Below are 13,703 nucleotides of genomic sequence, written 5' to 3'. Positions count from 1 at the left end.
TAGGTGAAAATCCAGCTATGGATGCACCTCTCAGCCCCGCCCCTTCTGCTTTGTATGCCCAGCGTCGCGCACGCTTGGCGGCCCAACTCGGCCCCGATGGCATTGCCATTATCCCCACGGCACCAGAATACGCACGCAACCGCGATAGCGAATTTCTGTTCCGCTTTGACAGCTACTTCCATTACCTGTGCGGCTTTACCGAACCCCAGGCCTGGCTGCTCATTGATGCCAACGGCCACAGCACGCTGTTTTGCCAACCCAAAGACCTAGAGCGTGAAATCTGGGATGGCTACCGCCTCGGCCCCGAGGCTGCACCGGCAGCTTTGGGCGTGGACGCGGCGTTTTCTGTGGCCGAGTTAGACCAGCGCCTGCCGCGCCTGCTTGAAAACCGTAGCACCGTTTGGTATCCGTTTGCCACCCATACCGGGCTAGAAAGCCGGGTAGCGGCTTGGTTGGGCAGCGTGCGTGGCAGGGCGCGCCAAGGGGCTTTGTGCCCAGACGGGCAACGCGACCTGTGCGCCCTGCTGGACGAAATGCGCCTGCTCAAAGACGACTACGAGTTGGCCGTGATGCGCCGCGCCGGGCGCATCAGCGCCCAAGCGCATATCCGCGCCATGCGCCGCAGTGCAACCACCCTGCGTGCCGGGCAAGAACTGCGCGAATACCATCTGGATGCCGAACTGCTGCACGAATTCCGCCAACATGGCTCGCAATACCCAGCTTACAGCTCCATCGTCGCTGGGGGGGCCAATGCCTGCGTCTTGCACTACCGCGCCGATACCGCACGCATCCACGCTGGCGATTTGGTGCTGATTGATGCGGGCTGTGAGCTTGACGGCTACGCCAGCGACATCACGCGCACCTTTCCAGCCAATGGGCGCTTTAGCGGGCCACAACGGGCGCTGTACGACCTGGTACTGGCAAGCCAACAAGCGGCGATTGATGCCACGCGCGCCGGAGCACGCTTCAATGACCCACACCAAGCCACGGTGGCGGTACTGTCGCAAGGCTTGTTAGATTTGGGCCTGCTCGATGCCAAGCAAGTCGGCAACGTGCAAGATGTGATGGAGCAGCGCGCCTACTTCCCGTTCTACATGCACCGCACCAGCCATTGGTTAGGGATGGATGTCCATGATTGCGGCAGCTATGTAGAACCGTCCGAAAGCCAACATACCACCGAGCGCCTAGACCCCCTCAGCGGCCAAACGGTGCAAGAGCGCCCCAGCCGCATTCTGCGCCCCGGCATGGTACTGACGATTGAACCGGGCTTGTATGTGCGCCCCGCGCCCGGCGTGCCCGAGCAGTTCCACCACATCGGCATCCGCATCGAAGACGATGCCATCGTGACGGAAACAGGCTGCGAACTCATCACCCGGGGCGTGCCAGTCAAGGCCGATGAGATTGAAGCCCTGATGCGCGACTAAAGCCAAGCCTTAGCGCTGCACCTCTTGCAGCCATTGGGCCACGTCTTGCACCACCACACTGGCCGCTTCTGCCAAAGCGTGCGTGCCACCGGCGGCATCGGCGCTGGCTGCGGGCTGCTGCGTGGTAAAAACCCGCTGGCCCAACAGCTGCTCTCCGCTGGTGCTGGGCACCACCACCGTAGCGCGCACACGCACCAATCCCACGCTGTCGGTGGTGCTGGTGAACACCTGGCTAAACTCTTCTAGCTGCACACGCAACACCGCCGGACGCACGCCGGTGGCACCGGGGGCGGCGGCTCTGGCATCGGTGCCGCGCAATACCGCCCGACGCTGGCCCAAAGTGCTACGCAACGCTTGCTCTAGCAACTGCGCCGGGGGCTGGTTCCAACGCGCCAGCTGGTAAGCGCGCAGTTGGCGGGCATTGTCGTAGGCCAAACGGTACTGCACAGCGGTGCTGGCATCGGCCTGACCTGCGCCCTGCACATCGGCCAACACCACTGGTGACAAGGGGGCCAGCGTACTGGCGGGCAAGGTGTCCATCCAGCCGGGGCCAAAATCGTAAAGCACCGGCCGGGCAGGCGCTTGCGGCACCGCTGCACAGCCCACCAGCAGGAGCAAGCTGCCCATTACAGCAAGATTTTTGTACATCATCGGGACATTGTGTACCAAGCTGGCACCTCTGGCAGCCTCTGGCAGCCCGTGTGGCCGACTTAGTTGCACTGTGCGCGCACCTCTTCTAAGCTGGTCAGGCCAACCAGTACCTTGTCGATGCCATCTTGGCGCAGGGTACGAAAATGGCTGTGCTGCATCGCTGCTTGCTGGATTTCCTCGGGACGTGCGCGCTGTTGGATGCACAAGCGCACTGGGGGCACTACGCGCAGCAACTCATGCAAGCCCAGCCGCCCGCTCAGGCCGCTTTGGTGACAATGGCTGCAACCGGGAGCGTGGGTGCGTAGCAACTGGCCGCCTTGGCCATACTGTTGCAGCCACTGCGCCCGCTGTGCTTGCGGGCTAGGGCGCAATGCCTCGGGGAACGGGCGCAGGTACTCATGCAACAGCACTTGGATGTAGTTTTCATCAGCCACCTCGGTGCGTTTACAGTGCTTGCACCACTGGCGGGCCAGCCGTTGCGCCAACACGGCCAACAAGGAATCAGCAAAGTTAAACGGGTCCATGCCCATGTCCAGCAGCCGAATAATGGTTTCGGGCGCACTGTTGGTGTGCAGGGTGCTAAGCACCAAGTGGCCCGTGAGCGAAGCCTCAATCGCCATGTGCGCGGTTTCTTGGTCGCGGATTTCACCCACCATGATGATGTCGGGGTCGGCACGCAAAAACGAGCGCAGCGCTTTGGCAAACGTCCAATCTATTTTCGGGTTGACTTGCACTTGGCGCAAATCGGGGTTGGTGATTTCTACTGGGTCCTCGGCGGTCCAAATTTTGCGCTCGGGGGTATTGAGGTGCTGCAGCACCGAGTGCAGCGTGGTGGTTTTGCCCGAACCCGTCGGCCCGACGCACAACACCATGCCATAGGGACGCTCTACCGCATCGGTCAGCTGGCGCTGGTTGTGGGGCGAGAGGTTCAGTGCCGCCAAACTGACCGGCTTGGCCGACGACAACAGGCGCAGTACCACGTCTTCGGCCCCATCTTGCGTCGGGATGGTGGCCACGCGCAGTTCTAAATGGTGCCCACTGGCAAACTTGCTGAAATTGATTTTGCCATCTTGGGGCTTGCGCCGCTCCGAGATGTCCAACTCGCACATAATTTTGATACGCGCCACCAAGGCCGAACGGTAGGTGTGGGGCAGCTCCATATAGGGGGCCAACACGCCATCGCGCCGAAAGCGAATGCGGATTTTGCGCTTGCTTGGATACGTCTCGACGTGGATGTCCGAGACCCCTTGTTTTTGCGCGTCGATAATCATGGTGTTAATCAGGCGCACCAAGGAGTTATCGGTTTGGCTAATGATGGGGCCAGTGTCTGCGGCTTCTTCTTGGCTGCTGTCTTGCTCTAAAGAGGCGCGCAACTCGCTGGCCGAAGCCGGGGCGGCTTGTTCTTGCGGCCGACCACCAATGGCCGGGCTGGCCGCCGTACTCAAGCCTGCATGGGCATAACTGGGCTGGATTAAATCGGCCAATTGGGCCGCACTGGCCAAGGCCGCTAACACGCGCGATTGGGTTAAAAACTCCAGCGCATCAATGGTAGAACGCAAAGACGGGTCTTCTGCCGCCACCACCAACAAGCCCGGACGCAACAACAGCGGCAGCACATGCAGGCGCTGCGCCATCGCAAACGGAACTTTTTTCAGGGCCTCGGGCTGAATCTGAAAGCGCAGCACATCCACCACCGGGTAGCCCATTTTGCGTACCAAGGCGGTTTGCAAGTCTGCGCGCGAGATTTGGCCGCTTTGCACCAGCATTTCGCCCAAAGGGGCACCCCGTTCTAGCTTTTGCTTTTCTAGCACCTCGGCCAACTGCTGGCGCGTGACCAAGCCCAAAGCGGTTAAAGCCTCGCCGATGCGGACCACGGGCATCCGTGCTTGCTGCTCTAGGGCGCTGAGCAGTTGCTCTGGATCGACAATCGCTGCGCGCGACAACACATTGCTCAGGTTGGCATCACTGTGGCGCTCTGCGGTGGCTACGGGGGCGGTAGGCGCAGAGGCGGCTGGCGCTGCTGGTTTTGCCTCTGGCGTGGGCGTAGGGGCTTCTAACCACTCTAGTTTTTGGTAGGCTTCGCGCGGGTAAAAAATGCACTCTAGGCCGCTGCTGCCTTCTTTGGGCTGAAACAAAAACAACCCCATGCCGTTTTCTATATGCCCAACGGTACTGCCCTGCACCGGGTCAGCATGGCGCAAGGTGAGCAAAAAACGCTGTTTGGGTGCAGAAGCGGCACCATCCGGCGCGGCTTGCAAGGTTTGGCTCAGCCACAGGCTGCGAATCATGGCAAAACGCAGGGTCATGGTGGTGCGTGCGGGGGGCTGCTGCACCAAAAAGAACCGTCCGGCTTGGTTGACCGCTACCAACAGCAGGGCGCGTGTTTGTCCGTTGATGGCCTGCATATGGCAATCCATGCCCTCCGGACTGACCGGCATGGGCAGATAAGCGCCACCAGGGGGTAAGGGCCAATCTATCGGTGCTGCATCGGCAGCGACTGGCTCAGCGGGAGAGGGGGTGGCGGCATTCATATTTTGACAAAAACCTATGAAGATAATCGGGCCAGAAAACCACAGTATGCACAGGGCGGCGCGGCGCTACTACCGCAAAATTGCCATCGCCTTTAGCGGTGCAAGCCGCGTCGGTATTGCATCGCCTCGGCCACATGGCCCACTTGGGTTTGCTCGGCCCCAGCCAAATCGGCAATGGTGCGCGCGACGCGCAAAGCGCGGTGCATCGCCCGCGCCGACCAGCCCAATCGGGCCGCTGCTTGTTGCAAAAACTGCGCGGCTGCTGGCTCTAGCAGCACATGGGCATCAATGGCTTGTCCTTGCAAGCCTTGGTTGGGTTTGCCTTGGCGTAGCAAAGCCCGCTGACGCGCTTCTACCACGCGCACACGCACTTGTGCGCTGGCTTCGCCTGCGGGCGTGCCCAGTAGGTCTTGGGCGGGCAGGGCGGGCACTTCGATATGCAAATCAATGCGATCCAGCAGCGGGCCACTGAGTTTGCCTTGGTAGCGGGCAATTTGGTCCGGGGTACAACGGCAGGCACGCTGACTGGCCCCCAAATAGCCACAGGGGCAGGGGTTCATGGCGGCAATGAGTTGAAAGCGCGCCGGAAACTGCGCCCGCTGCGCCGCACGGGCAATGGTAATTTGGCCGCTTTCTAGTGGTTCGCGCAGGGCCTCTAAGGCAGGGCGCGCAAACTCGGGCAGCTCGTCAAGGAATAAAACCCCGTGGTCGGCCAAAGAGATTTCTCCCGGCCTCGGCGGCGAGCCGCCCCCCACCAAGGCCACGGCGCTGGCGGTGTGGTGCGGGCTGCAAGTGGGGCGTTGACCCCAGCGCGCCAAATCAAAGCGCCCGGCCAAGCTGGCTACGGCGGCGCTTTGCAGGGCTTCATCGACACTCATGGCAGGCAAAATACCCGCCAAGCGTTGCGCCAACATGGATTTACCCGAACCCGGCGGCCCCAGCAACAACAGGCTATGGCCACCAGCAGCGGCAATTTCCAGCGCGCGCCGCGCCCCAGCTTGGCCTTTGACATCGGCCAAATCAGCGCCAATGGCGGCTGTTTGTGCCGCTTGGGCGCTCATGCGCGCCCAGCCATCCTCGTCTGGGGCGGGTTCGGCGTCCAACAAACCACCCGGCGGCAAAAACTGGCGCACCACATCCAACAGATGGCGCGCCCGATAGACCTGTGCATCGGGCACCAGGGCGGCCTCTTCGGCGCTGCCCGGCGGCAACACCAACCGCGCCTGCACCTGCCCGGTGTGCAGTGCCAAACTGGTGGCCAGCGCACCGCGCACCGGGCGCAACTGGCCGGACAAAGACAACTCCCCGGCAAACTCGTAGCCCGCCAGCTGGGCAGTATCAATTTGGCCACTGGCAGCCAAAATACCCAGCGCTATCGGCAAATCAAAGCGGCCTGAATCCTTGGGCAAATCTGCCGGGGCCAAATTGACGGTAATGCGCTTGTTGTGCGGAAACTCCAACCCCGCGTTTTGCAGCGCCGAGCGCACCCGTTCGCGCGCCTCTTTGACCTCTACATCGGCCAGCCCCACCAGCGTAAAACTGGGCAGGCCATTGGCCAAATGCACCTCAACCGTCACCGGCGGGGCCTGTAAGCCCAACAGGGCGCGACTTTGCACTAATGCAAGACTCATTCGTGTTTTCTCCCCAGATAGGTGCAAGAAGGCCAGATGCTGGCCCTCCAGAGCCATCCATCCCTCGATGCACCAAAACAGTGCATCACTAAGCACCCAGCGCTGCCTCTACTGTAAAGGCAGGCGGGCTAGAAAAGTTGGCACGCTCTGTGCTTAAAGCCTACAAAACCCATTCCACTATCTCTACTACCACAGGACGAATCATGATTGCAGCATCCCTCAAAACCCTTGGTGTCGCTTTGGCCTGTGCGCTGCCCCTGTTGGCCAGCGCCCAAGTCACGGGCAACCTGAGCCTGACCAGCAACTACAAGTTTCGTGGTCAAGACCAAGATGCCAGCCGCAGCAAGGACGTTAAGCCAGCGCTGCAAGGGGGTTTTGACTACGCCTTTGGCGAGTCGGGCTGGTATGTGGGCAACTGGAACTCTAGCGTGGACTGGCTCAATGGCAACTCGCTAGAAATGGATGTGTATGGCGGCTACAAATTCAAAGCTGCCGACTTGGATTGGGACGTAGGGGCCTTGGCCTATTTGTACCCCGGCAACAGTGTGGGCAACACGCTAGAACTCTACGGTGCCGCCACCTACGGCCCCGTGACGGCCAAATACTCGCATACCGTGTCCAAAGATTACTTTGGCTGGGCGGGTGCCAAAACCTCGGGCAGCCGGGGCCGCAACACCGGCTACCTGAACTTGGCCTTTGCCAAAGAAGTGGCCCCCAGCGTCACGCTCAAGGCGGCAGTGGGTTACACCCGCTTCTCTAGCGACATCAAAGATTTGGGCGTACCCAATTATGTCGATTACAGCGTGGGCGGTGCCTACGATTTGGGCAGCGGTTTGTCCTTGAGTGCCGCCATCGTCGGGGCCAACAAGAAAGCCTATTTTGGTGATGTGAACAAGTCGCGCTTGCTGCTGACCCTGACCAAAACCCTCTAAGCCTACAACCCACAGCGGGCACTGGTGGTGCCCCTTTTTCTGGAGGAATGAATCATGAAAATGGTAACTGCCATCATCAAGCCCTTCAAGCTCGACGAGGTACGCGAGGCACTCTCCGACATCGGCGTGCAAGGCATCACCGTGACCGAAGTCAAGGGCTTTGGTCGGCAAAAGGGCCACACCGAGTTGTACCGGGGAGCGGAATACGTGGTGGACTTCTTGCCCAAAGTGAAACTCGAAGCCGCGATTGCCGACGATTTGGTCGAGCGCGTGATTGAGGCCATCGAGACCGCTGCGCGCACCGGCAAAATTGGCGACGGCAAAATTTTTGTCTCGCCGCTGGAGCAGGTGGTACGCATCCGCACTGGCGAAAACGGCCCCGAAGCCCTCTAAGGCCACCCCACCCTTGCGAGAGAGATCGCCATGAAAAAACTTCTTGCCTCCGTTTTGCTGGGTGTGGGCCTGCTGGCCAGTACCCTGCCCGCCACGGCCCAAACCCCTGCCGCCCCAGAGTCTGCTGCCGCCGTGCTGGCCGCCCCGGCAACAGCGCCCGATGCTGTGGCCCCTGCTGCACCGGCCCCGGCAGTCGCTGCGGCCCCCGAAGCTGCTCCAGCAGCTGCACCAGCGCCCACGCTCAACTCCGGCGATACCGCTTGGATGTTGACCTCGACGCTGTTGGTGATTTTGATGATTATTCCCGGCTTGGCACTGTTTTATGGCGGTTTGGCCCGCTCGAAAAACATGCTGTCGGTGCTGGCCCAAGTGTTTGTCATTTTTGCCTTGATCAGCGTGCTCTGGCCTTTGTATGGCTACACGCTGGCCTTTACCGGCGATGGGCTGTTCATTGGTGCGCTAGATAAGCTGTTCCTCAAGGGCATTGCCCCAGACACGCTCTCTGGCCTGTTACCCACCATCCCTGAATATGTGTTCATCGCCTTCCAAGGTACTTTCGCCGCCATCACGGTAGCGCTGATCGTGGGTGCTTTTGCCGAGCGCATCAAATTCTCTGCCGTACTGATTTTTGCTGTGCTGTGGTTTACCTTCAGCTACCTGCCCGTGGCGCACATGGTCTGGGGCGGTGGTTTCTTGGCCAAAGATGGCGCACTGGACTTTGCGGGTGGCACCGTGGTGCATATCAACGCGGGTATTGCCGGTTTGGTCGGTGCCTACATGGTCGGCAAGCGCATTGGCTACGGCAGAGAAGCCCTGACCCCGCACAGCCTGACATTGACGATGGTAGGCGCTTCCCTGCTGTGGGTAGGCTGGTTTGGTTTTAACGCTGGCTCTGCTGGTGCGGCCAACGGTGCTGCTGGTCTGGCCTTTATCAACACCGTGCTGGCCACGGGGGCCGCTACCTTGGCTTGGTTGGCTACCGAAGCCCTGCACAAAGGCAAAGCCTCCATGCTGGGTGCGGCCTCGGGTGCGGTGGCCGGTTTGGTCTGCATCACGCCAGCGGCTGGCTTTGTTGGCCCAATGGGTGCCATCGTCATGGGTTTGATTGCTGCCCCCATTTGCGTCTGGGGTGTGGGTGGCCTGAAACGCCTGCTGGGTGTGGATGATGCCTTTGATGTGTTTGGCGTACACGGCTTGGGCGGCATCGTTGGTGCGTTGCTCACCGCCGTATTTGCTGCACAAAGTTTAGGCGGTACCGGTGGCCTGACCCCCGACACCTTTTCGATGGGGCACCAACTGTGGGTGCAAACGGAAGGCGTACTGTTGACCATCGTCTGGTCGGCTGTGGTGTCGTTCATCGCCTACAAAATTGCTGATGTGCTGGTGGGCTTGCGGGTCTCGGAAGAAGCCGAACGCGAAGGCTTGGACATCACCTCGCACGGCGAGACGGCTTACACCCGCTAAGCCGCCCCGGCCCAGCGGTGGTGTCTGGTGGTGCCACCGCTGGGGTCTTGTTTCCCTGTTTTGCGACGGACTCCTCTGGCCTGTGATGGGCCACTTTACCCGCCCCGCCGGCGGGTTTTTTTATGGCCGCCAGACAGCACGTCAAAATGCAGTCCTATGAACCTGCTCGCCTTTGACACCAGCACCGATACCCTCTCCATCGCCGTGGCGCGTGGCCCAGCCCAGTGGGACTACCGTGGCCCCGGCGCGGCCCAATCTTCCGCCACCCTGATTCCAGCCATCCAACAACTGCTGGCCCAGGCAGAATTGGCCTTAGAACAACTCGATGCCATCGTGTTTGGCCGTGGCCCCGGCTCTTTTACCGGCCTGCGGACCGCTTGCGCCATTGCCCAAGGGCTGGCCTTGGGGGCAGGTGCTGGGCGTGGCCTGCCGGTCTTGCCTGTGGATACCCTGATGGCCGTGGCCGAAGAAGCCCGCCAGCAACATGGCTGTACCCACATCGTGGCTACCCTAGATGCCCGCATGAACGAGGTGTACCACGGCCTCTACCAATGGCAGGACGGCCTCTGGCAGACTCCAGCTGATTTTGGTTTGTGCTACCCCGAAGCCCTACCCGTACCCGAGGGCTGGACGGTGGCGGGCAATGCCCAAGCGGCCTATGGCTCACGCTTGGCGGCACATGCCCAGCATGTGCAGGCTTGGCCCAGCGCCAGCGCTTTGCTGCGTTTGGCCCCGGCCCTGCTGGCCGCCGGAGCGGCCGCGCCCGCAGACCAAGCCCTACCGCGCTATGTGCGCGACAAAGTCGCCAAAACCACCGCCGAACGCGAAGCCGAACGGGCCGCCCTGCAACAACCATGAGCGCTCAAATCTCCCCCCTTGCCTCCGATAGCCATAGCAATGGCACAGTCTTTCAACCCGAGGTGCGCCTACAAGCTTTAAGCATCAACGATTTAGACGCCCTATTGGCGATTGAGCAACGTGCCTACTCGCATCCGTGGACACGCGGCAACTTTACCGATGCGCTGGCCAGCGGCTACCAAATTCAACTGCTCAAAGGTGGCCCTGAGCTGCTGGGCTATTTTGTGGCGATGCCGGGCGTGGATGAGGCCCACCTGCTCAACCTGACCGTAGCGCCAGAGTTTCAAGGCCAAGGCTGGGCGCGTTTGCTGCTGGATGCACTGGCACTGTGGGCGCGCGGCCAAAAAGCCCAATGGCTGTGGCTGGAAGTGCGCGTCAGCAACTTGCGCGCGCGCCAAATTTACGAGCGCTACGGCTTTCGGCATGTAGGTGAGCGCAAACGCTACTACCCCGCCGCCGATGGAATGCGCGAAGATGCCATCGTCATGAGCGTGCCTTTATGAGCCTGCATTTAGATGCCCGCCAACGTGCCATGCTGCAAGAAATGGGCGTGCAAGTGTGGTCGCCCGCCCCCGCCATCAGCCATACCCACCATGCGCCGCTGATGCCAGCACCCGTAGCCAGCACACCACCACGGACCGCAGCAGTGGCAGCAGTGGCAGTAGCAGCAGCGCGCCCACCGACAGCCCAAGCACCCGCCACGGTGGCCCCCGTGCCTGCCGCCGTACCCCAACCCCACAGTGGGCACGCATTGCCACAGCCGGTACTGCACCCACCACAACGGCTTTACCCAAACACCAGCAGCACCAGCAGCACCGACAACGCCAACAAGGGGCCGGTTTGGTTGCTGGTGGCCGAAGGCGAACCAGACACCAACCCGCTGCTGGCCGACGAAGCGGGCACCCTGCTGCACAACATGCTACAAGCGCTGCAACTGCACCAGCCGCCAGCACAGGTATTCTTTTGTGGTGTAGGGTTGAACAGCAGTTTTACCAGCGCCCTGCAAACCCCACCCCAATCGGTGTTGCCTGCCTACCTAGAGCAGGTACAACCCAGCATGGTGCTGCTGATGGGGCGCTTGGCCGCCCGTACCGTACTCAATCGCCAAGAGCCACTGGGCCAACTGCGCGCCTTGCCACACCACATCGGCCCCTATCCGGCCATCGTGACCTACGAAGCCCCTTATCTGCTACGCCACGGCAAATACAAAGCCGCTGCTTGGGCTGATTTATGCCGCGCCCTTGCCCTCGTGCAAGCCGCCCGCCAAGCATAGCGCCGTCATACCCACGACACAGTGCAGTGCCATAATCGGGTTTTCCCGCGTTTTAGTTTTACTTCGCCGAAATTTTTCATGGAAACCTACCCGAGTCGGTAGCTTTCAGCTCTCAGGCCAGCTGCCGGGGCTGAAAGCGCCCCCCGCCATCCCCCGCCAGCCTGCCATCCCTGGGAGCGAGCCATGCTCAATATTTTCACGCTTGCCAATGGGCGCCTCGTACAGCAAGAAATCGAAGCCCTAGAAGACCTATCGCACTTCAAGCCCATTTGGGTCGATTTGCAATCGCCCACCTTGGACGAAAAACGCTGGGTCAAACAACATTACGGCCTGTCCATCCCTGAAGACGCGATGGACGAAGACATCGAAGAATCGGCCCGTTTTTACGAAGAAGACAACGGCGAGCTGCACATCCGCAGTGACTTTTTGATTGATGACGAGGAAGACTCGCGCTCGGTGCGCGTGGCTTTTATCCTCAACCTCATCAACCCCGATTTGCGTAGCAAGGGCGTGCTGTTTTCTATCCACGAAGAGGATATTCCGGTGTTTCGTCTGCTGCGCTTGCGCGCGCGCCGCGCCACCGGCCTGATTGAAGACGCACGCGAAGTATTGTTGCGCCTGTTTGATACCGATGCCGAATACTCTGCCGACACCCTAGAAGGCATCTACGACGATTTAGAGAAGGTCAGCAGCCAAGTGCTCTCGGGCAATGTGACGGATGCCCGTGCCAGCGAAGTGCTATCGGCCATCGCCCGGCAAGAAGACTTGAATGGCCGCATTCGGCGCAACGTGATGGACACGCGCCGCGCCGTCAGTTTTATGATGCGTAGCAAAATGCTCAATGCCGAGCAGTTTGAAGATGCGCGGCAAATTTTGCGCGACATTGACTCGCTTGACAGCCACACCGCGTTTTTGTTCGACAAAATCAACTTCTTGATGGATGCCACGGTCGGCTTCATCAACATCAACCAGAACAAAATCATCAAAATGTTCTCGGTGGCCAGCGTGGCCTTGCTGCCGCCCACCTTGATTGCCAGCGTCTATGGCATGAACTTTCAGTACATGCCCGAACTCTCGCAAAAATGGGGCTACCCCTACGCGCTGGCACTGATGGTAGCCAGCGCCTTGGTGCCGATGTGGTACTTTCGCAAACGCGGCTGGCTCAAATAAACCGACTGCGCTAGGCGTTTTGCCAAGGGCGCTTTATTTCTCGACGAAGGCACGCTCAATCACAAAGTCGCCCGGCGTGGTGGTGTTGCCTTCCTTAAAGCCGCGCTGCTCCATCATCTCTTTCAGGTCGGCCAGCATGGCGGGGCTGCCGCACAGCATCACGCGGTCGGTCTCGGGGTTGAGGGCGGGCAGCCCGATGTTTTGCGGGAAGGTACCGTGGTTAATCAAATCGGTGATGCGGCCTTGGTTGCGGAATGGCTCGCGCGTGACGGTGGGGTAGTAAATCAGCTTGTCTTGAACGATTTCGCCCAAGAACTCATGCTCAAACAGCTCTTTCTCAAACAGCTCTTGGTAGGCCAACTCTTGCACTTGGCGCACGCCATGCACCACCACTACTTTGTCAAAGCGCTCGTAGGTTTCGGGGTCACGCGCTACGGCCAACCACGGCGCCAAGCCGGTGCCGGTGCCAATTAAATACAGGTTTTTGCCGGGCAGCAGGTAGTCAATCAGCAAGGTGCCGGTGGGCTTTTTGCCGACGATGATGGTGTCACCCACTTGGATATGTTGCAGCTTGGACGTCAGCGGGCCATCTTCTACTTTAATCGACAAAAACTCCAGATGCTCCTCGTAGTTCGGGCTGGCAATCGAGTAGGCACGCAGCAGCGGTTTGCCGTCCACGCGCAAGCCAATCATGGTGAAGTGGCCGTTAGAGAACCGCAATGCGGTGTCACGGGTGGTGGTGAAGCTAAACAATCGGTCTGTCCAGTGGTGAACCGACAGCACACGTTCTTCGAGAAAAGCGCTCATGGTGGATAAAAAAGTAAGGAAGCAGAGGCCCATTTTTCAGGGAAAACCCGTTCATTTTCCCACGTTGCTTCCCACCACAGGTTAGCTGCTTATGCCAGCGACAGCCAGCATGGCCAGCAAGACAAAAATTTGGGGAGGATTTGGGGGTCACAGATTTGGGGGTCAGATTCTAATTATTCTCAAGCACCACACCGCATTTGCTGGTGCTTAGTGGAACCCAAACACTTCCTGCAAGCTACGCGCCGTGATGGCACGGTCAAACCAAAGCTCTAGTTGCTGGAGGTTGGCCTGCTCTACATCGGCCAGCGTAGCAGCACCCAAAGGATCAAAGCGGGCCACCAACAAGCGTTGCAAGCTACGCGCTTGGCCTTCTTGGCGGCCTTTTTCTAAACCCTTTTGCTCCGACTCATCCGCCCATTGCTCTAACCGCGTTGCCAATGTCATTTTGGTAGTGGTAAAATTACCAATGATTAATTATTTTAAGAAATTTAATGATTGAAGAAAAAATTGTTTATCTCTGTCGTTCATGCAAAAGTGACAATCTTGTAAAAAATGGTCACTCCATGAGT

At 59.8% G+C, this 13,703-nt stretch carries 13 protein-coding genes; 8 read left to right on the top strand and 5 right to left on the bottom strand.

Translation table 11 applies throughout. The annotated features are described in order from the left end of the window. Positions 1–17 precede the first annotated feature (17 nt). Positions 18–1,424, top strand: coding sequence for an aminopeptidase P N-terminal domain-containing protein (locus PHX60_RS11985; protein ID WP_300077925.1), 1,407 nt, complete (start codon positions 18–20; stop codon positions 1,422–1,424). Positions 1,425–1,433: 9 nt separating this feature from the next. Here the strand turns inward: PHX60_RS11985 and PHX60_RS11980 are convergent, their stop codons facing one another. From PHX60_RS11980 to PHX60_RS11970, 3 genes are all read right to left on the bottom strand, one after another. Beyond that, positions 1,434–2,051, bottom strand: a complete 618-nt coding sequence (locus PHX60_RS11980) for an ABC-type transport auxiliary lipoprotein family protein (RefSeq protein ID WP_300077922.1) — start codon at positions 2,049–2,051, stop codon at positions 1,434–1,436. Between the two features lie 83 nt (positions 2,052–2,134). Next, the gene (locus PHX60_RS11975; RefSeq protein ID WP_300077919.1) at positions 2,135–4,606 is read right to left on the bottom strand and encodes an ATPase, T2SS/T4P/T4SS family; all 2,472 of its coding nucleotides are present in this window, start codon (positions 4,604–4,606) and stop codon (positions 2,135–2,137) included. A 92-nt stretch (positions 4,607–4,698) separates the two neighbouring features. Then, a complete protein-coding gene (locus PHX60_RS11970; protein WP_300077916.1) occupies positions 4,699–6,237 on the bottom strand; it encodes a YifB family Mg chelatase-like AAA ATPase in 1,539 nt (512 codons plus the stop codon). Between the two features lie 203 nt (positions 6,238–6,440). On the opposite strand from PHX60_RS11970, the gene PHX60_RS11965 reads away from it, so the two are divergent. The 7 genes from PHX60_RS11965 to corA all read left to right on the top strand — a co-directional run bounded on the left by PHX60_RS11965 (position 6,441) and on the right by corA (position 12,327). Further along, positions 6,441–7,169: a TorF family putative porin gene (locus tag PHX60_RS11965; protein WP_300077913.1), complete on the top strand. Its 729-nt coding sequence runs from the start codon at positions 6,441–6,443 to the stop codon at positions 7,167–7,169. 54 nt (positions 7,170–7,223) lie between these two features. Continuing rightward, positions 7,224–7,562: a P-II family nitrogen regulator gene (glnK, locus tag PHX60_RS11960; protein WP_300077910.1), complete on the top strand. Its 339-nt coding sequence runs from the start codon at positions 7,224–7,226 to the stop codon at positions 7,560–7,562. A 30-nt stretch (positions 7,563–7,592) separates the two neighbouring features. Beyond that, positions 7,593–9,026, top strand: coding sequence for an ammonium transporter (amt, locus tag PHX60_RS11955; protein WP_300077907.1), 1,434 nt, complete (start codon positions 7,593–7,595; stop codon positions 9,024–9,026). A gap of 156 nt (positions 9,027–9,182) precedes the next feature. Then, positions 9,183–9,884 (top strand): tRNA (adenosine(37)-N6)-threonylcarbamoyltransferase complex dimerization subunit type 1 TsaB, encoded by a 702-nt coding sequence (gene tsaB / locus PHX60_RS11950; protein ID WP_300077904.1) that lies wholly within the window; start codon positions 9,183–9,185, stop codon positions 9,882–9,884. Further along, positions 9,881–10,387: a ribosomal protein S18-alanine N-acetyltransferase gene (rimI, locus tag PHX60_RS11945; protein WP_300077901.1), complete on the top strand. Its 507-nt coding sequence runs from the start codon at positions 9,881–9,883 to the stop codon at positions 10,385–10,387. Before tsaB ends, rimI begins: the two co-directional genes overlap by 4 nt. Further along, positions 10,384–11,157: a hypothetical protein gene (locus PHX60_RS11940; RefSeq protein WP_300077898.1), complete on the top strand. Its 774-nt coding sequence runs from the start codon at positions 10,384–10,386 to the stop codon at positions 11,155–11,157. Before rimI ends, PHX60_RS11940 begins: the two co-directional genes overlap by 4 nt. A gap of 183 nt (positions 11,158–11,340) precedes the next feature. After that, positions 11,341–12,327, top strand: a complete 987-nt coding sequence (gene corA / locus PHX60_RS11935) for a magnesium/cobalt transporter CorA (RefSeq protein WP_300077895.1) — start codon at positions 11,341–11,343, stop codon at positions 12,325–12,327. A 33-nt stretch (positions 12,328–12,360) separates the two neighbouring features. Here the strand turns inward: corA and PHX60_RS11930 are convergent, their stop codons facing one another. Both PHX60_RS11930 and PHX60_RS11925 read right to left on the bottom strand, forming a co-directional pair. Further along, positions 12,361–13,134 (bottom strand): ferredoxin--NADP reductase, encoded by a 774-nt coding sequence (locus tag PHX60_RS11930; protein WP_300077892.1) that lies wholly within the window; start codon positions 13,132–13,134, stop codon positions 12,361–12,363. A gap of 207 nt (positions 13,135–13,341) precedes the next feature. Continuing rightward, positions 13,342–13,578, bottom strand: coding sequence for a hypothetical protein (locus PHX60_RS11925; protein ID WP_300077889.1), 237 nt, complete (start codon positions 13,576–13,578; stop codon positions 13,342–13,344). Positions 13,579–13,703: the final 125 nt, after the last annotated feature.

This window comes from Giesbergeria sp. (genome assembly GCF_028686475.1).
GTDB lineage: Bacteria > Pseudomonadota > Gammaproteobacteria > Burkholderiales > Burkholderiaceae_C > Simplicispira.
Note: the sequence above shows the minus strand (reverse complement) of the source record. Positions and strands in the feature narration are given on the sequence as shown.